Raw genomic sequence first — 22,269 nt, 5'->3', positions numbered from 1 at the left:
CAGGAAAACTTGCACAATTCTTGTTATCGACAAACCTGAATGTCAATGCACCAAAACTTAAAACTTACGCACATGAAAAAACTACTGTTCATTCTATTTGTATTACTATTTTCAAGTTCCCAACTATTTTGTCAGGATGTTGTAATAGTTGAGCAAATTTCCGAAGATTCTACTTCGGTTACAAAACCAAGCGACCATCCTACTTTTTATATTCAGAATACGGAAATAGACTCATCCATTTTTGAGAACGACAGTATTCTTTTATCCAAATCAAAAAGCACTCAAAACCAGGCAAAAATCGAATTATATTCCACTTCTGATTTCTGCCTATTTTACAACATCCGTTTAGAAATCCTCTCGAAAGAAGATGAACAGACTGGCGCAAAAGTGAGCATGGCTGTTCTCCATGCCGATCAAATTACCGGTCGCTATTCCTTGCCTCAAATCTGTCACGACGGAATTAATGTTGAGGACAAAATGATTACTTTATCCCTAAAAGATGGGGAAACATTGAAATACAATATCAGCAAAAATGGGGATTCGTTCGTTTGGAAACGAAGTAAATAAACCAATGCAAAACTTAGTGTTACATTTGAATTGAAAACAAGATCAAGAAAAAAATGCAAATTGAAACAGAGCGGCTGCTAATCAGAGAAATGATCGCCTCCGATTTAGAGCACTTACTAAAAATATATGGCACCCCCGTAAATATGAAGTTTATACCCAATTCCAATTGCGACTGGTCATTGGATAAATTGCGTGAAAAGTATGAAAAAGCGAACTGCAACTATTCCCTTGGTTTTGGAATTTTTACGGTTGTTGACAAACAAACAAAAGCCATTATCGGAGAAGCAGGCTTATTCAATTCGTTTCAGGATTTAAAACATTTGGAATTAGGCTACATTCTGGATAAAAAATTCTGGGGCTTAGGTTACGGTACAGAAGTTTGTAACGCTCTTATCAACTATGGTTTTGAAAAACTGAAATTGGAGAAACTCACCGCGCGTATGATTGCTGCGAATACGGCTTCAGCCAGATTAGCAGAAAAATGTGGCATGAAACTGATTGATAAAGGAACAACCGATACCGGAGTTCATTTTCTTGGATATGAAACAAATAAGCCATCATAAATATTCTGATCAACCGCTATTGAATAGTCACACACCCCATGCAGGCTTTTAATCAACAAAATATAGCATATCTTAACACCGATTGTGTCCAAAATTTAAAATCATCCATTACCTTTAACCTTCAAATCCAACAACTCGACCGTAAAAAGCCTTTATTTTAAATCTAATAAACATGATTTTAGTTACACTGATTTTAGGATTTCTGTTTGGACTGACGCTCCAATATGCCAGTTTGAACAAGTTTAACACAATTAGTGGCATGGCCACGTTAGACAATTTAACGGTTGCCAAAGCCATTGCAGTTGCGGTGGGTTTGGGCGCCATTCTTATCAACATTGAAATCGGAGCCGGCCTGGCTTCCTTCCACGTAAAACCAATGATTTTGGGAGGACTGGTTTTCGGAGGTATCCTTTTTGGCGCCGGCATGGCAATTTTGGGTTATTGTCCCGGAACCCTGGCCATTTCACTGGGAGAAGGATCGATTGATGCGCTTCTTGGAATTATAGGAGGTATTTTGGCAGGTGTTATTTACACACTGATCCTTCCTTCGATACAAGGTGTTTTGGGACCCAATATGGGCACGATGTCACTTCGAACAACATTCGACAGCAACCTGATCTTTTATGTTCTGCTTTTTCTGGTGGGTGCCGTTTTTATCGGTACTGCCTTTGTGTTGAATAAAGTAGAAAAATCGACAAATTACCGTTGGCTGGTGTCCGGAATTGTGCTGGCCATCCTGAATGTAATCGTATTTTCGAAATTCGCTTCTGACCGGCCGATCGGAGCTTCCACAACTTATCCCTATGTTGGTGATGTTTTAGCCGGACTGACTCAAAATGACTATTTCACCAAAATTCAAAAGCCAGGAAATTGGGAATTGATTTTTCTGGGAGGAGCATTTTTGGCAGGACTGATCGGATCGTTGGTCAAAAAAACGTTTAGGTTTCAACTTGTCTACGAGAACTGGGAGAAATACAAAGGAACGTCAAAAACCAAACGTGCGGTGTGGGCATTTGTTGGTGGATTTGTATTGATCTTCGGAGCCAGAATGGCCGGAGGATGTACCAGTGGTCATGTTCTTTCAGGAGGGATGCAGGTGGCTTTCAGCAGTCTTTTGTTTGCCGTGGTAGTTTTTGCAAGCCTTTTACTTACCGGAAAATTCTTTTACAAGAAATAGTCTGAAATTTTCGATCTCTTTTAAAAAAGTGAATCAAAAAAAGAATCGCAAAGAAAACAACAGCATGCTGCTTTCTTTGCGATTCCCTTCTGCTTCTCTAAAATAAATTCCTTTGCCCTTCCGATCTTAAGAACTTTCTCTGAATAAAATTATTCCGAAATTTCAGCAACTAAGCGGGGTTGCCCTTTTACCCGTTCACGTATCACATCGTAATTACGAGTATAAGAAACCACCGACACTCCCTGGTTCATGTATCCTCCAAATTGGGAGAACTTATCGAAGTGATAATTTCCCTGGATCAGGTCAACATGAAAATACGGAAGACAATCTCCAAAATCGCGGCCCAGTTCAGCCAGGGCTTTTACAAAATAGGTTGTAACATCGTAGCCCTGAACTCCAAAATTATCGGGTTCGGTTCCAAATTCAGTTTTAAACTCACTGATAAAGCGAATGGTTCTTGGTGAATTATAGTCGATCCAGTAAGGAGCCAGGTATTTCAGCTTCAGGTTATGAAAATGGTCCAACTGAATACTTTGGAAACCAGGATAGCGATTCGTTCCGATCAGGGTAATGGAATAATCGGCAGCAAGATTATTCAGGTTCGAAATGGAAATACTCAGCACACCTTCGTTGGAAGAGGGAATATAAACCACGTTCTCCTTGGTTGCCGACATAATTCTGCGCAAGCCAAAGGCCCCCTCGCGTTCAAAATCATAAACGGTGAAATTCACGCCGTCTCTCTCACTCATGAAGCCCGAGTTAAAAAACTTCTCCTGCAATAAATCCACCATTTTACCGTCGGGCGTTCCCGCGTATTCCTGCGTTTTCAGAATAATAAAATTACTGTTGTGGTATTCTTCGGCAACCATCTCGGCCGTTTGCTGTGTCAGGTAATCACGGGTTGGATTTACCTGGAAATAATACGGATTGGAATTGAGCAAACCCGACTGTGCAGCCAGCGGCGACACCAGCGGAATGCGGTTTTTAGCGGCAATTTGCGCCACTTCTTTCTGTACTTCCGGATAAATAGGCCCAATGATCAGATCGGTCTGTAAAAATTCGTCGCTGTAAATATATTTCCGAACCGCATCGGCACGATGCTCGGTATCGAAAACATGTAAACGTACATTTTGTCCCTCTTGTTTCAGATGCTCAAGTGCCAGCAACACTCCTTCGTAAAACTGAACATAATTTTCGCTACTGCCATAAAATTTCCGGAACATCGGCTTTCGCTCCACTTCAATAGTCGTATCCAGGTTGGACAAGTCTCCTATTATCGCCAAATTGTTCGAAGTATTACCATTTACATCGGCCAGATAAATCATCGAATCCGGAACCAGTTCTTCCCGGTTCAGCGTATCGTTGGCTTCGAGAAACAAAGGCAGAAAAAGTGCCACATCGTAGGTTTCCGAAGCGAACCCACCAAATGGTTTTGGCTTGCATGTTTCCGGAATTTCCATCGTAACATCTACTGCATAATATTTTTCATCGGGCAATTCAGCAAGCGGTTCATTATTGATCGTTGTTTCGGTTGCCGGCTGTTCTGCTGCAACCTCTTCGGTTTTGTGCGGAATCAGAATGGTCTCTCCTTCTACCAGATTACGATGTTCCAATACAGGGTTGTATTTTTTCAATTCGTAAAGACTGACATTAAATTCCTGGGAAAGTCCAAAAAGTGTCTCCCCTTTTCCGACATAGTGTTTGTCGAATGCATCGTTATTCAAGGGTTTGGCTTCGGTAAGTTCAAGTTCCTTTTCTTTTACCGGAACACGAATTATTGCACCCGCCGGAAATCCGGTATTCAAAATCGGATTAAATGCTTTTAATTCGTCCTCACTTACATCGTATTTCCGGGCAATTCCCCAAAGTGTTTCACCCGACTCGATAATGTGTTCAAAATATTTTTCTGAAAACTCCTTTCCCGGTTGTTGAACCGGAGCAACTGATGTTTCTTCTTTTTTCACGGGGATTGAAAGTACTTCACCAGCTTTCAGATTTTTGGCTGCCGGATTTACTGCTAAAATATCGGACTCGGTAACACCGTATTTTTTGGAAATGGAGTACAGCGTTTCACCCGAAACCACTTTGTGGGTCACGTTTCCTGCGGGTATCGGTTGAGGCTGAATTTGAGGCTCCGTCTTCTTTTCCACAATTGGTACTTTTGGTGTTTCAACTTTTGCAACCTCCTCCTTCCAGAACGGAATTTGCAGCTTTAATCCTTTGTTTATGGTTGTTACTCCGGGATTATATGCATATAATTCTTCCACCGAAATTTCGTATTGCCGTGCAATAAAATAAGCAGTTTCGCTTCGCGATTTTACTTTGTGCGTTAAAAACCCGGAAGGTTTTCCGCGCTCCTGTCCCGAACTGGCTGAAACATCGGCATCTTCGCGGTAGGGAATTTTAATCACGTCGCCGATCTTTGGGCCCTCCAGAATCGTTGGATTGTATTTTTCAAGTTCTTCCCGGCTAACTTTGAATTTCTTTGTTAACGAAAAGATCGTTTCACCCGTTTCAATCTGATGAACAATGAACTTTTCTCCACGGATTACCACCACCTCATTTTTTTTAAAATCCTGAGCATTTAGTGGCAATACGAAAACAACAAGCAGGGAAACAATTATAATTTTCAGAATAACCCTCATTGATAAGCGCTTAAAATTTGGACCAAAATTAACAAATAATACCCAACACAAAATTCTAACGTTTTAATTTGAATTTAATTTTACCTGAAGGTTTAGCAAGGTTTATTTTCCGGTGCTTGTTAACATGTAGTTCTTTTTAGCCAACAATTGGACAGGTTTTCTGGCGATATTCTTACTTTTGTGCATTCATCAATGTAAAATAAATTTCATGCAGGAAAAGATTCTAATTCTAGACTTTGGGTCGCAGTACACGCAGTTGATCGGTAGGAAGATACGCGAGTTGAATGTTTATTGCGAGATTCATCCTTTTAATCACTATCCTGAGATTGACGAGAGCGTAAAAGGGGTGGTTCTTTCGGGCAGTCCGTATTCGGTACGAGACGAAGATGCTCCCCGCCCCGATCTTTCCAAAATAAAGGGTACTTTGCCTGTTCTTGGGATTTGTTACGGTGCACAGTACATGGCACATTTTTACGGCGGAGAAGTTGCTCCTTCCGATTCAAGAGAATACGGACGTGCCAACCTGGGATATATCGATCACGACAGCGAGCTATTCAAAAATATCAGCCTTCACTCACAAGTATGGATGTCGCACGGTGATACCATTGTAAAACTTCCGAAAAATTATAAGGTAATTGCGTCTACCGAAGATGTAAGCTACGCTGCCTACAAAGTGGATGACGAACGCACCTGGGCGATTCAGTTTCACCCCGAAGTGTACCACACCACCGAAGGCAAAAAATTACTGGAAAACTTTGTATCTGATATTTGCGGATGCGAACAAAACTGGACTCCCGACTCATTTGTGGAAACAACAGTAGCAGAATTAAAGGCTCAACTGGGTAACGACAAAGTGGTTTTGGGACTTTCTGGCGGAGTGGATTCGTCGGTTGCCGCTGTTTTGCTGAACAAAGCTATTGGCAGTAACCTGACCTGTATTTTTGTTGATAACGGGCTTCTTCGTAAAAATGAATTCGAGGACGTTTTGCATTCCTACAAAGACATGGGACTGAATGTGATTGGCGTTGATGCCAGCAAAAAATTCTGGGACGATTTGGCCGGAGTTACCGATCCTGAGCAAAAAAGAAAAATAATTGGCCGCAACTTTATTGAAGTTTTTGATGAAGAGGCGCACAAAATCCAGGATGTAAAATGGCTGGCCCAGGGAACGATTTATCCTGATGTTATCGAATCGGTTTCTGTAAACGGACCATCAGCAACGATAAAGTCTCACCACAATGTAGGTGGACTACCCGAGAAAATGAAACTAAAAATAGTTGAACCTCTAAAACTACTTTTCAAAGACGAAGTTCGACGTGTTGGTAAGGCCCTCAATATTAAACAGGAATTACTGGGACGTCATCCGTTCCCGGGGCCCGGACTTGGTATTCGTATTTTGGGTGATGTTACTCCGGATAAAGTAAGAATCCTGCAGGAAGCCGATGCTATTTTTATCAACGGATTGAAAAAATGGGGATTGTACGACGATGTTTGGCAAGCCGGAGTTATGCTCCTTCCCGTGCAATCGGTGGGTGTTATGGGCGACGAAAGAACCTACGAAAATACAGTTGCACTGCGTGCTGTTACTTCTACCGATGGAATGACTGCTGACTGGGTGCACCTGCCATACGATTTTCTTGCAAAAATGTCGAACGAGATCATTAACAAAGTACGGGGAATCAACCGTGTTGTTTATGACATCAGTTCCAAACCGCCGGCAACAATTGAATGGGAATAGTTGTTAGGCTTTTTGAAAACACCTGTTTGAACCCATAGCGGGAAGGCAAACAGGCTCTTTAACGAAAAGATTATGACTGAAGCGAAATTTCAAAAAAAGTCACACCTGGGGCTGAAAATATTATTAGCTGTATTTATAGCAATACCTACTTTACAACTTTCAGCACAAGAGGAGGTTCAGCAAAGTCAGGCAAAATTCAGCAGGCTGATGCGTTTAATCGATGGATATTACGTGGATTCAGCAAATGTTGAAAAACTGACAGAAGATGCCGTTATTCATGTGCTAAGTGAATTGGATCCGCATTCTACCTACATTTCAAAGGAAGAAGTGGAAAAGATGAATGAACCGTTAAAGGGGAACTTCGAAGGAATCGGTATATCTTTTAATATTTACAAGGATACGTTGCTGGTTACAACTACCATTGCCGGAGGCCCATCTGAAAAAGTTGGCTTACGTGCCGGCGACAGGATTGTAGAAGTGGATGGTAAAAACATTGCAGGAATAGGTATTAAAAATACCGATGTTTTTGATATGCTTCGCGGAGACAAGGGGACCAAGGTAAATCTGAAAGTCCTTCGTAAAACGGAAGGTGAGTTACTGGCTTTTACCATTATTCGCGACAAAATTCCGATTTTCAGTCTCGATGCGTCATACATGCTGAATAAAAACACAGGTTACATAAAGCTCAGCCGGTTTTCAGCCACCACAAACGACGAGTTTGTTGATGCGATGAAAGAATTGTCGCAAAAAGGTCTGGAAAACCTTGTGCTCGACCTGCGCAATAACGGAGGCGGCTATTTAAAAACTGCCATTGAAATTTCCGATCAGTTTTTGGATGATAATAAATTGATTGTTTATACCAGTGGATTGCACGATCCCAAACGCGACTACGATGCATCAGCCAAAGGTTTATTCGAAACAGGCAAGTTGGTGATTTTAGTCAACGAAGGTTCGGCCTCGGCAAGTGAAATTGTATCAGGGGCCATTCAGGACTGGGATCGCGGACTGATAATCGGCCGCCGTTCATTTGGCAAAGGACTAGTTCAGAAACCGTTCTTCCTCACCGATGGATCGATGGTTCGGCTTACAACCGCTCATTATTATACGCCAAGTGGCCGATGCATTCAGAAATCTTACGAAGAAGGAGTTAGCGAATACCGAAAAGACTATGCCAACCGGATGAGTAACGGAGAAATGTTTAATGCCGACAGTATTCATTTTGATACTTCGTTAAAACACAAAACTTTAGTTAACGGAAGAAGTGTTTACGGTGGTGGCGGTGTTATGCCCGATATTTTTGTGCCGCTCGACACTTCACAATACTACGTTTACCTCAACCAGTTGAGAAGAAAGAACGTGATTTATAACTATGTTCTCGATTTTATCGACATCAACCGTGACGATCTGCAAAAGAAATACCCAAAATTCGAGCAATTCAACCGTGGATTTACGATTAATGACGAAATTATTGAGGAAATTGTAAGCCTGGGAGAAAAAGAAGATGTCGAGAGAAACGATGAAAGTCTTCCTTTTATAACCGATAAGCTAAAACAGGAGTTAAAGGCTTTTATCGCTCGTGATGTGTATTCGCGAAACGACATGTATAAAATCCTGAATGAGGACGATCCTGAAATAAACAAGGCGCTCCAGGTATTTGACGACAAAAAAGAATACGAGGGACTACTCGTAACGAACGAATAATTATGGCCGAAATAATTTTGGAATGGCTTTCAGTGCATCAAACAGAGGTATTGGGAGCCATTCTTGGCATTGTGTACATCTTTTTTTCCATTCGCCAGAATATTTTTACCTGGCCCACCGGACTAATATCTTCATTTCTGTATGTGATTGTATTCTTTAATGCAAAGCTTTATGCAGACATGGGATTGCAGGTGTATTACGTAGCCATTAGCTTGTATGGATGGTATTTCTGGATGAAAGGTAAAAAACCGGACAACAGCGAGCATGTTCCGGTTCGAATAACAACAAAAAACCTTCGCTACCTTTTAATCGCATCCTCCATCATTTTATACGTTGGTATACTCTTTATTCTGAAGAATTTCACGGATTCAGATGTTCCTTACATGGATTCGCTGACTACCGCGTTAAGCATTGTGGCAACCTGGATGCTGGCAAAAAAATACATTGAACACTGGCTTATCTGGATTTTTGTCGATGCAGTTTCTGCAGGCCTTTATATATACAAGCAACTGTGGCCGACAGTTATCCTGTTTGCGATTTACACCGTAATGGCCATTTTCGGGTATGTTGAATGGAGAAAAGATTTACTAAAGAAAGTTGAAGCAATATCCTAAAATAATAGCCATCACCGGTGCTGAATCAACCGGGAAAAGCAGCCTTGCAAAATCTTTGTCAGAGCACTATAATGTTCCTTTTATTCCGGAATATGCCCGCGCATATATTCAAAATCTGAACAGGAAGTACACCTTCGAAGATGTGGAATACATTGCCCACCAGCAACTCAAACAATACCATGAGCTCACTCAATCAAACTTCAAAGTGATATTTCTGGATACCTGGCTGCTCATAACTAAAATCTGGTTTGAAGTCGTTTTTAACAAGGTTCCTGATTGGATTGAAAAAGAGATCATAAATTGCAATATTGATCTGTTTCTCGTCTGCGACACCGATCTTCCATGGATGGCAGATCCGGTTCGGGAAAACGGAGGAGAAAATCGCAACCTTCTCCAGTCGAAGTACATTGATGAAATAAAAAAATATGGCTTCCCATTTAAAGTTGTGCGAGGAGTTGATCAGAATCGAATTCAAAATGCAATAGCTTTCATCGACAAGCAATTTTAAACTTCATCAACAAAATTTCCAATAATTCGTTCTTAACTGTAAATTGTTAAACGATAGTGTTTAGCTTTGCAAAAGACAAAAGATTATGACTACACAGGAATTCGAGACCCGATTACAGAGTACCATTGATAAACTGAGTGAACCGGAATCATACAGGCTGGTTTGCCACGAGCATTTTAAGGGAGAACCTCTGCCTTCCAACAAAAATATTCTCAGGATTATCGAGCTCGTTCGTGAGATTCTTTTTCCCGGATATTTTGGAAACACAACGCTTCGGGGGGAAACTACCAAGCACTACATGGGTGTTTATATCGATGAGCTTTATGAGTTGCTTAATGGAGAAATTCTTGCGGGTATGTGTTTCGAATGTGAAGATACAACCATCAACAAAATAGAGAAACACCGTTCAAAAGCGGAACAAAATACAATCGAACTGATTGAATTTCTACCTGAAATGAGACGTCAGCTGGTAACCGACGTTGAAGCAACATTTTTGAACGACCCGGCAGCTAAGAACTACGGCGAAGTTATTTTTAGTTATCCGGGAATCCGGGCCATCACCAACTACCGCCTGGCACATCGCCTGCTGCAACTTGAGGTTCCGCTGTTGCCTCGCATAATTTCGGAAATGGCGCATAGCGAAACAGGAATAGACATACATCCCAAAGCTCAAATTGGTGAAAGCTTTACCATCGATCACGGAACCGGAGTCGTAATAGGTTCTACCAGCATTATTGGCTGCAACGTAAAAATTTATCAGGGAGTAACTTTGGGCGCCAAAAGTTTTCCGCTTGACGAAAGTGGGAATCCAATAAAAGGTATTCCGCGTCATCCAATCGTGGAAGATGATGTGGTTATCTACGCAGGAGCAACTATTTTAGGCCGTGTAACCATCGGGAAAGGTTCGGTAATCGGAGGTAACGTATGGGTTACAAACGACCTTCCGGCCAACTCGCGTATTATTCAAAAAAGACCAAAAGAATCAACATTTACCGACGGAGCCGGTATTTGATAAAATCAACATATTGAAAGAATATAGACTAATAGCAAAGACTTTTGCTGGATTGGAAGATGTACTCGCCAAAGAGGTGAAACGTCTGGGGGGAAAAAATGTACATCGCGGAAATAGAGCGGTGTATTACGAAGGAAATCTGGAAATGATCTACCGTTCGAATTATTATTTAAGGACGGCGTTGAAAGTTTTAAAGGAAATCGATCATTTCCAATTTAAAAATGTCGACCAGTTTTACCTGAAATGTAAAAACATTGACTGGTCCAAGTATTTGGGTATTGAAGAGAGCTTTGCTATAGACAGTGTAGTTGTGAATTCGAGAGATTTCCGTAATTCCATGTTTGCATCGCTCAAAGTAAAAGATGCCATTGCCGATTATTTTAGGGAAAAACAGGGCAAACGTCCCAATGTTGACACCAATACCCCTGATATAATCATCAATGTTCATATTTATCAGAATACCTGTACCATTTCTCTAGATAGTTCCGGTGAATCGTTGCACAAAAGAGGGTATCGAATAAAGCAGGGAGATGCGCCCTTGAACGAAGTATTGGCGGCAGGTATGATTATGCTCGCTGGCTGGTATGGCAATTCTGACTTTATGGATCCAATGTGTGGTTCCGGAACCATTGTTATTGAAGCTGCAATGATTGCTCAAAATATTCCGGCAGCAAAATTCAGAAAAGAATTTGCCTTCCAAAGCTGGAACGATTATGATCAACTATTGTGGGCTCAAGTTACTGAACCTTCGGAAAAGCGGGAATTCCGCTATAAAATATATGCTTCAGACATATCGGCAGGAAATCTGTTAAATGCACAAACGAATGCCAGACGAGCACTGGTTTTTAACAAAATTAGTTTTGCTGTATCCGATTTTGCAAAACTGGAAACGAACATGCAGAATGGTACAATTATTACCAATCCTCCATATGGTGAACGCCTAAAAAGTAATGACCTCGACAGTTTGTATCAAATGATTGGAGAACGGTTAAAACACCATTATCCGGAAAATGAAGCGTGGATTATCAGCTCTGCCAAAGAAAGCATGAAATCGATTGGCTTAAAACCAAGTGCAAAACTTGAGCTGTATAATGGAGCTTTGGAGTGTAACTTTAACAAATACGAGCTTTTTAGCGGAAAACGAAGTTGAGCTGAATTAATCAAACCAAAAGGGGTTTAAAACGTTGCGTCTTAACCCCCTGTACTAACAACTTAATTGGTTCTGTATATAGGCTACTCTTCTTCCTAAATTAAAAAAACGTATTAATCATAGTTAAACAAGGATACTTTATCCTATAAGACAATAAAAATAAAACAGCTTATGATTTGAAGAATTATCCTTCAATTGTATCGAAAACGTCTTTATCTCTTGATTTTGGTCTTGACTCATCACCACCTTTTAAGGTTCTCATTTCTTCTGTAGTCAAAACGTCAAAATTGAAGTTAGCAAAAGTGTTTTCAGTTGTTTGTCCCAGTACCCTTTTCATGATAAAATAGATTAATTCGTTAATTTTTTAAATACACATTCACTTATATATTCTGAAAAGGCAAAAAAGGTAACCCCCCTCTTTGAAGAAAAATTAAAATTCTTTTATCTTGCCAATGTAAATCACATTCAAAAAATGCTCAAAAAAGAGAAAGTTCACCTAATCTTTTGTTTGCTTCTTCTCCCAATTTTTCTCTATGGGCAGACCGACAGCATCACGACATCCCGAATGAAAGCCAACAACTTACTTCGTTCTGGATATACTCTTCATGCCGAAGGTAGATATTCTGATGCATTGGATTCTTTTAAACTAAGTTTAGCTTATCGAAAAAAAATTTACGGTGAACAAAATTATTTTTTAGCCCAAGTTTATTTAGCGATTGGCATCTCTTACAAAGCTCAAGGTCAAAATGAGAAAGCTCTTCAATTTTATGAAGTCGCAGAACGCAATTACCTATTACGCAACGATTCCAATTTAATAAATCTTGGCAGGCTATATAGGAACATCGGAAACGTATACAGAGCAAAACTTGACTATAATAATGCCTTACATTATTTTAATCAAGCGCTAACGATATTCTTAAATCAAGAAACAATTGAGTATGAAGACATCTATGATGCAAATTATGCTATCGCAGAAATTTATAGCTTAACAAAAGAATTCAACAAAGCACTTGAGATATTAAATAAATACAAGGACGAAGCAGACACTTTTAACAGGATTTACTATTTAGAACTACTAGGTATTATTTACCAAAAAATAGACAATATTAGCTTAGCCAAACTTTATTATGAAAAGAACTTGGACTTGGTTAAATCATACTATGGGAAAGACCATTTACAAACAGCCATTACTTATCTTAACTATTCAGAGTTTCTGACTAGAATTTCGGAATACGAAGAAGGATTAATCGTATTAAATAAGGCATTTGATATCATCCAAAAGAGCCAGAAAAAAAGAGGGGTTGAATTATCTCGATATTATGAGTATCAAGCAGAATTCTTAAGAAATAAACCCGTCAAGTCTCCAAGTGTACTTTCGTTTAAACAGCAAAAAAAGAGGAATTTGGAAGATGCCGTACAATCTTATAACGAGAGTTTGAAGGCACTTTACAAGAAAGACGATGAATTAAAAATCGAAGATCTTACCACAGATAATTGTTTGTCGTTCACCGATTGTGTAGTTCTCCTTAAAGCCATAGCCGATACTTACTCTGAAATTGCCACATTAAACGCTGACACTAAAGATGAGTCATATCTGAATTCACTGGATCATGCTCTGAATTTTTATAAAACAACCAGTAACTTGATTCAACGAGCGCGAATGGAAATCTCCAGTGATGAAAGTAAATTGCAGTTGGCTAAACTTGAATCATCAACATTCTCAAAAGCGATTGAGACCGCTTATCTGGCATACGAACACAACCAGGATGAAGAGTATCTCAATCTTGCGTTCAAAAATGCTGAACAGATGAAAAGCAGCGCTGTTTTTGACAAAATATCCAACGACTTAGCCCAGCAAAACAGTCTGATACCAGACACACTTTTAGAATTGGAAAATAAATTAAACAGCACAATATCTACTTTCAATGAAAAATTATTTGAGGAACAGAATAAGGATAGCGTTGATTCAAAATTAGTTGAAGAATACAACAGTAAGATTTTTGAGGCCTCGAAAAGACGTAACGAACTAAATCGCCTGTTGGAAGAAGAATATCCGGATTACTACAATCTGAAATATTCTACGTCAATGCTTGGTATAAACGATATTCAAAAGAAGCTTAAAAAGAACGAAGCGATACTGGAATACTCTATTAGCCAAACGGATTCAACCTCGAAACTCTTTTCTTTTGTTGTTACCAAGGACAACAAATTTTTCACGTGCCAAAATATATCGTCAGAAAAAGAGCAGTCGTTGCAGTACATGTTTCATTTCATGACAACGCCTAATTTTCTGTTCACCCACAACCAAGATTCTAAACTATACTGCCAGTCGGCCAATGACATATACACCTTACTGATACAGCCTTTCCAATATGTGATCCAAAATAAAGACCTCATTGTTATACCCGACGGTCAACTGAACTACATTGCATTTGACGGTTTAATCCAATCAATGCCAGACACCAGCCAGGTCATTGATTTCTCGAAATTGAACTATTTGATCAGGGATTACAACATCAACTATGCAAATTCTGCAAATATTTACTTTAAGAACAGTAACACCAAGCGACACCTTAAAAATCGCACACTGGCATTTGCTCCTGTTTACAATTCAGAGAGCTTTGAGCTTTCGAATGCCCGCTACACCTTGATGCCGCTACCCGGTGTGCAAAAAGAAGTGGATGCTATTGCCAACACGGTAAAATCCGATGTTTTCAGGGGGCAGGAGGCTACTGAAGAGCGATTCAGAGAACTTAGCCAGAAATACGACATATTACACCTGGCCATGCATGCCTACATTAACGATTCTCTTCCTGCATTTTCGAGACTTGCGTTTTCGCCGATGCCAAAAACAACAAATGAAGAGCTGAACAAAGACGGTTGGCTAAACACAGCTGACATTTACAACCTAAATTTAAGAAACACAAGACTAGCCGTATTAAGTGCTTGTAATACAGGCGTAGGTAAAATGCAAAAAGGAGAAGGGTTGATGAGTCTTTCCCGAGGTTTTCTTTATGCCGGCTGTCCTTCAATAGTCGTTTCGTTGTGGGAAGTCGAGGATCAGGCAGGTACTGAAATAATGACTGCCTTTTACAAAAATCTAAAAAAAGGAAAAACCAAAGACGAAGCATTACGATTAGCGAAAATAGAATATCTTGATCATTCGAATTCGCGACTTGCACATCCTCACTATTGGATGAGTTTTAAATGCATCGGCGATAATTCCCCTCTCTATACCAGTTATGACATTTATTTCTTTGGAATTCTTATTCTACTCATTCTAGTTTTCTCCATCGATCAAATAGTGCGCATCAAAAAAGCCCGTCTAAAAAGACAGGCTTCGTGAATGTGTATTTTACGAATAAATCTATTTCCGTTGAATGTGTATGTCGATTTTGTTTCTCGATTCAATCTTTAAGGTGAATGTGTATTTAAAATTGAATCAATCTACTTTTGACCGATCAAAATTTATTTAAACGTGTACTTAAGTTTTCGAAGTATTGCTTTTGCATCTTTTTGGTAATGTCCTTTTCGGTCAATTACTGCCAAGAGCTCATTTCTTGCTTCACTCTTTTTATTCTCTTTCAGGTAACACAGCGATTTGTACCATTCCGCCTCTTCTACAAACAGGTTATTTCCATGATTTATAACCTTACCATACTCTTGAATTGCTTTGTCGAACTGATTTAAATTCTGATAACTTAATCCTTTATAAAATTGAACCACAAACGCTTCGTCCTGCTGTGGATTTACATTCTCCAATATTCCCAACACTTTATCATACTCCGACTGCTGGAAATAAATCTTTGCCGTTTGTATGGCGTCCAGACTCGAGCTCAGAGAACGTTCAGAAGCCCATGCAGGAGTCTCGAAGTATTTGTCGTAGGTTCTTTCAGTCGACTGCATTCCGGTATTTAAAATCCCCGCGAGACCGATCAAAACAATGATCATTGCAACACTGTTCCGCCAGAATCGGGTTGACTGAACATCGAATCGTGGCATTACGATCGATTTTACTTCTTGCTTTTCAGCTCCTCGGCGTGCATCTGTCAATCGATCTCGTAACGATATAATATCTTTCTCTCCTATGGCTGCATTGATATTCTCCCGCAGGGCAACTTCAGCCATCAGATCAGTATTTTCTTTTAATTCAGCACCAAACTCTTCCAACAGGTCTTCTTCCAGAATTCCGTCGATAAAGTCTTCAATTGTGCTTTCACTTACATTCCAGGAAGTTTCTGCTTCCATGATATTGCTCATTTCGTTTCTTAGCTGCATTACATCAAATTCTCCAAGTGCAGCTTCCAATTCCATGTGCAGATTTACTTCGTCACGTAATTGCTTATTTTGCTTCATTTCAGCTTCAAACTCAGCCAGAATGTCGTCTCCCATTTCTCCGTTTAAATATTCATCTATTTCTTCGGCAGAATATTGTGGTTCAACTGATTTCGCAACCTGCTGAAGGGTTTCCCTGAAGTTCATTATATCGGCCTCCAGAATAGCTTCCTCCAGCCCTTCCATATCTTCAAAGTCAAAACCGTTCAATTCTTCATCGAAACCGTTGACCTCAACGCTGTTTTCACTCTGTTCTTTGTAGAAATGATGAATATTCTCGTTACTTGTCTTTCCATGTTGATAAACATGAACTTTAGGTAACGCTTCGAAGCTGTCAATCAGCTCTTCAAACGTCAATTCATCTGTCAGCTCATGAATTTCTTCTAAATCCTCGAGTAACGCGAATGAACCGTTTTTATGATTCTCTGACTTTGCTTCCTCCTGAATTTCCTGGAGTTTGCCTTTGAGGTTTAACACGTCCATTTCCAGCACTGCGGCTTGTAGATTTTTATGAAGTTCTACTTCTTCTTTCAGCTCTTGAGCGAATTCCAGTTCTTTTTCGAATTCAATTTTTTGCTGCGCGTCCATTAAGTCTAAACAATAGTCTTCAATGCGTCCAATTAATTCTGTTTTAGGTGTCATCTTCAAGTATTTTTTTAAATTCTGTATCTTGCTTAATTCTTCTTATAAGCAGCTCTTTACACTTGAACTTTCGGGTTTTTGCATATTTCTCCGTTTTAAATCCCATAATACTTGCAATTTCTTTAAGTGAGACTTTTTCGAAAAATAGTTGCAGCAACTTCTGGCAATCAGAACTAAGGGTTTTAAAATGCTTCTGATATAAACCGTACTTTTCGTTTTTATCTACCAATTCTACCAGATTATCATCGTAAATATCTTCCTGGTAGGGTAACGAATCATTTAGTTTCTCTTTCTCAATCCGTCGTTTTTCTAGTTGCTTCAACCATAGAAATCTGCAAACCGAAAATAAATAGCCTTGAAAAGAACTCTTTTCGAAAATTAAATCATTTTCCTTTAATTTTCTGTAAATCACGATAATGGCTTCCTGAAAAATGTCACTGGCATCATCTTCACTACCCTGGTTCTTCTTAATGAAATAATTTACTTTATAATAGTACTGCTTATAGATGTACTGTAAAATTAAATTATCATGCCTTAAGATTCCTTTCAGGATTTGCGCATCCGTATAGTTTATCATGTTCTATTATATTATTCGTTTATTGTGTAAAAGGTAACCCTTTATTTATAACTATTCTATTCACAACTTTATCGATCAGCCCATACAAAAACATCAATTAAGCTAATAAACAAGGAATTACAATAAAAGATAAAGATAAAAATTATCTTAAAAAAAGTAGAGAAAGTGCTGAAAATATGTTCAAGGGGGTATAAAAACAAAAAGGACGGGTTCAACAACCCATCCTTTTCTCATTAAACTAACTAACCTAACTAAACCTAAACTTATGAAAATAAACGTGACACAAAGATAAAGCGGATGTGCTTTTCCAACAAAGGAAACGTGTTAAATCATGTTAAAGACTTAATTTATTAACATGAAAATTACTGGGCAACGAAAGTGTATTGAATCGTCCCTTTCTGGATGGATGGAGCACTGTCATCGGCGTTAAAAATAGTGCGCGATGCTGCCTCCTGTGCATAAAGGAATATTTGTTGATCCCGAATCGAGTTATTCTTTCTCGCAACTGCATCCACCACAGTGCCCTGGCGATTAACTTTTATGTCAACGATAACAGTTCCTCCACCCTGCGCCAGATAAACAGGAACAGGTAAACTTACATGATATCTGTTCTCCAGGTAATACGTAATGTTGCTTTCACCGGCATAGATCACATTCTTTATCGAATCTTTGTCCATACCTTCTGTCGTCTCAACCGGCATCTTTATTTCGCTCAAATCAACAACATCTTTTGAAAGATTGTTACTCACACTCGATGACAGTTGTTTGGCGGCTTCCACTTCCTTCAAATATTCATTATCGAAGAATTCGTCTTTTGAGGTTGTGATATTTTCCCGCGCAGAGCGATTGGAAGCAATGTTTGTCTGATTATTTACTGTCCGGGGCGAAACTTCCTGTTGTTCGGGTTCCTGTTGTTCGGGTTCCTCTTCTTCCGTGATTTCCGGTTCAGGAATATTATCCGGAAACTCAATCAAAATAACTTCTTCCTTAATATTCCCCTTCTTGTCGATATCGGCCAATAGAAAAGCTGTAAACAGGAGGATATGAAAAACAAGAGTTCCCATCACTCCGTACACATTCTTCCGATATATTTCGCCTAATTTTTGCACCCGACAAAAGTATAAAATTAAGTTTTATAAAAACTCCGTTTAGCGTTCTTCAGTTATTGATAAATAAAAACCCCGGGAAACCTCCCGGGGCATATACATATCTTATAAACTTCAAATAATCAATCCTAGTATGCGAACAACGGATAATCTTTCATTAGAAGGTGAACCTTTTCACCAATTGACTTGATCATTTTTTCGTCTTCGATGTGGGCAATTGCATCATCGATTAACTGAACAATCACGGGCATTAAATCCTCTTTAACACCACGCGTTGTAATGGCAGGTGTACCAACGCGCAAACCTGAAGTCAGGAAAGGTGAACGACTATCGAAAGGAACCATGTTTTTGTTCACAGTAATTTCTGCGTTAACGATAGTATTCTCTACCATTTTTCCTGTGATTTGAGGATACTTGGTCCGTAAGTCAATCAACATTGAATGGTTGTCAGTACCTCCCGAAATAACTTTGTAGCCTAAATCTACAAAAGCCTGCGCCATAACAGCGGCATTCTTTTTTACCTGAGTCTGATATTCTTTATATTCCGGTTGGAGAGCTTCACCAAAAGCCACTGCTTTGGCTGCAATTACATGCTCCAGCGGACCACCTTGCTGTCCGGGGAAAACCGCAGAATCAAGCAATGAAGACATAGTACGAACTTCACCTTTTTTTGTGGTAATACCCCATGGATTTTCGAAATCTTTTCCAATTAATATAATTCCACCACGCGGACCACGCAATGTTTTATGAGTTGTTGAAGTAACAACATGTGCATATTTTAAAGGATTGTCGAGCAAGCCGGCAGCAATTAACCCGGCGGGATGTGCCATATCTACCATAAACAAAGCCCCCACTTTATCGGCAATCTCGCGCATGCGTTTGTAATCCCATTCACGACTGTATGCCGAGGCACCTCCGATGATCAATTTGGGTTTGTGCTCGATAGCCAGCGCTTCCATTTCATCGTAATCCACCAAACCGGTATCCTCTTTTACTTTGTAGGCAATCGGGTTATAAAGTATACCCGACGAGTTTACCGGTGATCCGTGAGAAAGGTGACCTCCGTGAGAAAGGTCCAGCCCCAGAAAAGAATCACCCGGATTCAAAATCACACTTAAAACAGCAGCATTAGCCTGAGCTCCGGAGTGTGGTTGTACATTGGCCCATTCTGCACCGTAAATTTCTTTGATGCGATCGATAGCCAATTGTTCAGTTTGGTCTACAAACTGACAACCTCCATAATACCTTTTACCCGGATATCCTTCTGCATATTTGTTGGTCATTACCGAGCCCATGGCTTCGAGAACCTGCTCGCTTACAAAGTTTTCAGAAGCGATCAACTCAATACCGCTCAACTGGCGCTCGTGCTCCTTCTTTATAATGTCAAATACCAAAGTGTCTCTCTTCATTTCCTTGAATCTTAAATTTTTAAAGCACAAAGGTAATATAAATAAAAGCAGTCGTTAATTGGCTGATCTGAGAAAATGGATATAATTTTTAAACAATTAATCTACAATACCCCAAACAGACAATTTTCAGAATCGTTTTGAATTCGATTTTCCAGCGTTGCAAAAGAATTATAAGCCGATGTATTTCAGAAATTCTTCGCGTGTCGAACGTTCTTTAAACCGACCTGAATATTCTGCCGTTACCGTGCTGCTGCTTTCATCCTGAATTCCACGGGAAGATACACACATGTGTTTGGCATCAATTACAATCGCCACATCATCGGTCTTTAATACTTTCTTCAATTCGTTAGCGATCTGAACCGTAAGTCGCTCCTGTACCTGTGGACGACGAGCATAATAATCAACAATCCGGTTGATCTTGCTTAAACCGATCACTTCTCCATTTGATATATAGGCGACATGGGCTTTACCAACAATCGGCAAAAAATGGTGTTCGCAAGTTGAATTCATATTAATATTCTTCTCAACCAACATTTCACCATACTTGAATTTGTTTTCAAAAACCGAAATTTTGGGCTTATTTTCCGGATTGAGTCCGTAAAATACTTCTTTAACGAACATTTTCGCCACGCGGTGTGGAGTGCCACGCAAACTATCATCCGTAAGGTCCAACCCCATTACTTCCATTATTTCTCTGAAACGATCTTCAATTATGACCATTTTCTCTTCATCCGAACGCTCAAAAGCATCAGCTCTCATTGGTGTATCAATCGAAGTCCCGACATGATTATCTCCTATCACATCATAACCATTATCATGATGATTTGAATGTCCGTTCGAATGAGATCCGTTGACTCCATTCAGCTTTTTATTTTGAATATCAATTTTCATTGCGCACTTATTTATTTGTTTTCTGTTTTCAACAAGAACAATAACACACCTATTAGTATTTTGTTTAAACTTAATTGCCGATATATAAACAAACTATTACTAATACTACTCCACCATTTTAAAGATCCGCTTTGTCGGAGAATTCGTACAGAAGAAAATAAAACAGATAAAAAACAAATAGATTAACGATTCTATGCATTTTGAGTGCTAATAATTGATATAAAATCATTTATGAATTACCTATAGAATTAGGAGAAACTGCCACGAAAAAAAGTTTCGTTTTTTTAGGTAAAAGCTTTGCCAATATTAAAACAATTTCTACTTTTGCACGCACGAAAAAACAACGCGTTTTTTGAAATTGTGATAAAGTTAAAATGAATTCGCTGAGAGGCGAGATGAAATTTAGCAACGTTAATCCTATTCTGGAGAGATGGGTGAGTGGCTGAAACCAGCAGTTTGCTAAACTGCCGTACGGGTAACCGTACCGGGGGTTCGAATCCCCCTCTCTCCGCGATAAATAATTCGGGATGTAGCGCAGTCCGGTTAGCGCACCTGCTTTGGGAGCAGGGGGTCCCAGGTTCGAATCCTGGTATCCCGACTTGAAAATCAAAGAGTTACAAGGTTTATTTCTTGTGACTCTTTTTTATTTGCATATATTTTGCATACAAAATGAATTATTTTTTGATCTTCTTTTGCAAATAAAAAATACTCCTCCCATTGCAACTATCGTATTCCATTGCAAGTAGTTATCCATGAATTCAAAATTTATAATCATGGAAAATCAAATCACATCTAAAGGCATGATGATAGATATTTTATCTCAGCGCAACTTTGCAAAACAATTAATAGGAAAAGGGCATTGGCAATTCGTTTGTAACCATCACTGTTATAATGCAAATCTCCTTTTTCAATACTATATTTCTCCAACTCTGGCTCCATTAGCCCATATAAATCGATAACATCGATGTTGTTTTCTTTCATAATCGTTTCGGCAATCTGGTTTCGCTCCAGCACTATTCCATTCTTTCCCGGGTCTAGTTTAACACCAGCTTCTCCTGACGACACAGGTGTTATAAGTGCATAAATTAACTTACAATTTTTTGCTTTCCTAGACTTTAAAAACTTAACATATTTACGTAACCCGTCTTCGTATTCAGAACCTGAAAGATGCCAGCCGTGAAGGCCATTATTGAAAACAATGACAGCATGGTCATATTTCGCCATCGCAATTTTGGTCTCTTCCAAAAGTGCAGGATCAGTAATACTTCGCGAAGAACTATAACGATCGCAGTTAGCAAAATCATGCAATATTTCTGATGCATAAGGAAAATAAGCTCTGGAAATAGAGTTTCCGATAAACAGCACCCGGGGCTTCGTAATATCTGCTTCGTTTCCCCACCACAAATCACACCACTCTGTTTTTTCCCTTACAACTTTTATGCTATTACAGCCTACTAAAGCAACAATTAAAAAAGTCATTATTATTACTACTACTTTTCTATTCATATTTTGTCTCGTCCTGAAATAGCGTTACACAAAAAGTAGCGTTATGAAAGAAATCAATCATTCACAGTACGTTAAGCGTACACAGAAGGACTATTCGATGTCCTTTAAATTGCAAGTTGTCACTGAGA

The 22,269-nt window shown here is 39.4% G+C and carries 18 protein-coding genes and 2 tRNA genes; 12 read left to right on the top strand and 8 right to left on the bottom strand.

Annotated features, from left to right (window positions below; all coding sequences use genetic code 11):
* Positions 1–72: 72 nt before the first annotated feature.
* From MR764_RS14920 to MR764_RS14910, 3 genes are all read left to right on the top strand, one after another.
* Positions 73–567, top strand: coding sequence for a hypothetical protein (locus MR764_RS14920; protein ID WP_247980238.1), 495 nt, complete (start codon positions 73–75; stop codon positions 565–567).
* 53 nt (positions 568–620) lie between these two features.
* On the top strand, positions 621–1,130 hold the full coding sequence (locus MR764_RS14915; protein ID WP_247980237.1) for a GNAT family N-acetyltransferase: 510 nt from the start codon (positions 621–623) through the stop codon (positions 1,128–1,130).
* Positions 1,131–1,302: 172 nt separating this feature from the next.
* Positions 1,303–2,307, top strand: a complete 1,005-nt coding sequence (locus MR764_RS14910; protein WP_247980236.1) for a YeeE/YedE thiosulfate transporter family protein — start codon at positions 1,303–1,305, stop codon at positions 2,305–2,307.
* Positions 2,308–2,456: 149 nt separating this feature from the next.
* Here the strand turns inward: MR764_RS14910 and MR764_RS14905 are convergent, their stop codons facing one another.
* Positions 2,457–4,952 (bottom strand): LysM peptidoglycan-binding domain-containing protein, encoded by a 2,496-nt coding sequence (locus MR764_RS14905; protein WP_247980235.1) that lies wholly within the window; start codon positions 4,950–4,952, stop codon positions 2,457–2,459.
* A gap of 208 nt (positions 4,953–5,160) precedes the next feature.
* Here MR764_RS14905 and guaA point away from each other — a divergent pair, with 208 nt between their 5' ends.
* The 6 genes from guaA to MR764_RS14875 all read left to right on the top strand — a co-directional run bounded on the left by guaA (position 5,161) and on the right by MR764_RS14875 (position 11,675).
* A complete protein-coding gene (gene guaA / locus MR764_RS14900) occupies positions 5,161–6,690 on the top strand; it encodes a glutamine-hydrolyzing GMP synthase (RefSeq protein ID WP_247980234.1) in 1,530 nt (509 codons plus the stop codon).
* Positions 6,691–6,762: 72 nt separating this feature from the next.
* Complete coding sequence (locus MR764_RS14895; RefSeq protein ID WP_247980233.1) at positions 6,763–8,391, top strand: S41 family peptidase; 1,629 nt, start codon at positions 6,763–6,765, stop codon at positions 8,389–8,391.
* Positions 8,392–8,393: 2 nt separating this feature from the next.
* Complete coding sequence (pnuC, locus tag MR764_RS14890; protein ID WP_247980232.1) at positions 8,394–9,005, top strand: nicotinamide riboside transporter PnuC; 612 nt, start codon at positions 8,394–8,396, stop codon at positions 9,003–9,005.
* Complete coding sequence (locus MR764_RS14885; protein ID WP_247980231.1) at positions 8,989–9,513, top strand: ATP-binding protein; 525 nt, start codon at positions 8,989–8,991, stop codon at positions 9,511–9,513. Before pnuC ends, MR764_RS14885 begins: the two co-directional genes overlap by 17 nt.
* Positions 9,514–9,598: 85 nt before the next feature.
* Positions 9,599–10,525, top strand: a complete 927-nt coding sequence (epsC, locus tag MR764_RS14880) for a serine O-acetyltransferase EpsC (RefSeq protein ID WP_247980230.1) — start codon at positions 9,599–9,601, stop codon at positions 10,523–10,525.
* Positions 10,526–10,538: 13 nt separating this feature from the next.
* Complete coding sequence (locus MR764_RS14875) at positions 10,539–11,675, top strand: THUMP domain-containing protein (protein ID WP_247980229.1); 1,137 nt, start codon at positions 10,539–10,541, stop codon at positions 11,673–11,675.
* Between the two features lie 184 nt (positions 11,676–11,859).
* Here MR764_RS14875 and MR764_RS14870 read toward each other — a convergent pair whose 3' ends face one another.
* A complete protein-coding gene (locus tag MR764_RS14870; protein WP_247980228.1) occupies positions 11,860–12,012 on the bottom strand; it encodes a hypothetical protein in 153 nt (50 codons plus the stop codon).
* Positions 12,013–12,147: 135 nt separating this feature from the next.
* Here MR764_RS14870 and MR764_RS14865 point away from each other — a divergent pair, with 135 nt between their 5' ends.
* Positions 12,148–15,021 carry a CHAT domain-containing tetratricopeptide repeat protein gene (locus MR764_RS14865; protein ID WP_247980227.1) on the top strand — a complete coding sequence of 958 codons (2,874 nt, stop codon included), beginning with the start codon at positions 12,148–12,150 and terminating at the stop codon, positions 15,019–15,021.
* Positions 15,022–15,143: 122 nt separating this feature from the next.
* On the opposite strand, the gene MR764_RS14860 is transcribed toward MR764_RS14865, so the two are convergent.
* From MR764_RS14860 to folE, 5 genes are all read right to left on the bottom strand, one after another.
* Positions 15,144–16,652: a hypothetical protein gene (locus MR764_RS14860; RefSeq protein WP_247980226.1), complete on the bottom strand. Its 1,509-nt coding sequence runs from the start codon at positions 16,650–16,652 to the stop codon at positions 15,144–15,146.
* A complete protein-coding gene (locus MR764_RS14855) occupies positions 16,642–17,229 on the bottom strand; it encodes a sigma-70 family RNA polymerase sigma factor (protein WP_247980225.1) in 588 nt (195 codons plus the stop codon). The genes MR764_RS14860 and MR764_RS14855 overlap by 11 nt, the downstream gene beginning before the upstream one ends.
* Before the next feature lie 362 nt (positions 17,230–17,591).
* Complete coding sequence (locus MR764_RS14850; RefSeq protein WP_247980224.1) at positions 17,592–18,338, bottom strand: hypothetical protein; 747 nt, start codon at positions 18,336–18,338, stop codon at positions 17,592–17,594.
* Positions 18,339–18,463: 125 nt separating this feature from the next.
* A complete protein-coding gene (gene glyA / locus MR764_RS14845; protein ID WP_247980223.1) occupies positions 18,464–19,744 on the bottom strand; it encodes a serine hydroxymethyltransferase in 1,281 nt (426 codons plus the stop codon).
* A gap of 168 nt (positions 19,745–19,912) precedes the next feature.
* A complete protein-coding gene (gene folE, locus MR764_RS14840) occupies positions 19,913–20,635 on the bottom strand; it encodes a GTP cyclohydrolase I FolE (RefSeq protein ID WP_247980222.1) in 723 nt (240 codons plus the stop codon).
* Between the two features lie 424 nt (positions 20,636–21,059).
* Here folE and MR764_RS14835 point away from each other — a divergent pair.
* Together MR764_RS14835 and MR764_RS14830 are read left to right on the top strand one after the other, a co-directional pair.
* Positions 21,060–21,146, top strand: a tRNA-Ser gene (locus MR764_RS14835).
* A gap of 12 nt (positions 21,147–21,158) precedes the next feature.
* A tRNA-Pro gene (locus MR764_RS14830) sits at positions 21,159–21,233 on the top strand.
* Between the two features lie 194 nt (positions 21,234–21,427).
* Here MR764_RS14830 and MR764_RS14825 read toward each other — a convergent pair.
* Positions 21,428–22,141, bottom strand: coding sequence for a hypothetical protein (locus MR764_RS14825; RefSeq protein WP_247980221.1), 714 nt, complete (start codon positions 22,139–22,141; stop codon positions 21,428–21,430).
* Positions 22,142–22,269 lie beyond the last annotated feature (128 nt).

This window comes from Maribellus sp. YY47, assembly GCF_023111095.1.
Taxonomy (GTDB): Bacteria; Bacteroidota; Bacteroidia; order Bacteroidales; family Prolixibacteraceae; genus Draconibacterium.
Note: the sequence above shows the minus strand (reverse complement) of the source record. Positions and strands in the feature narration are given on the sequence as shown.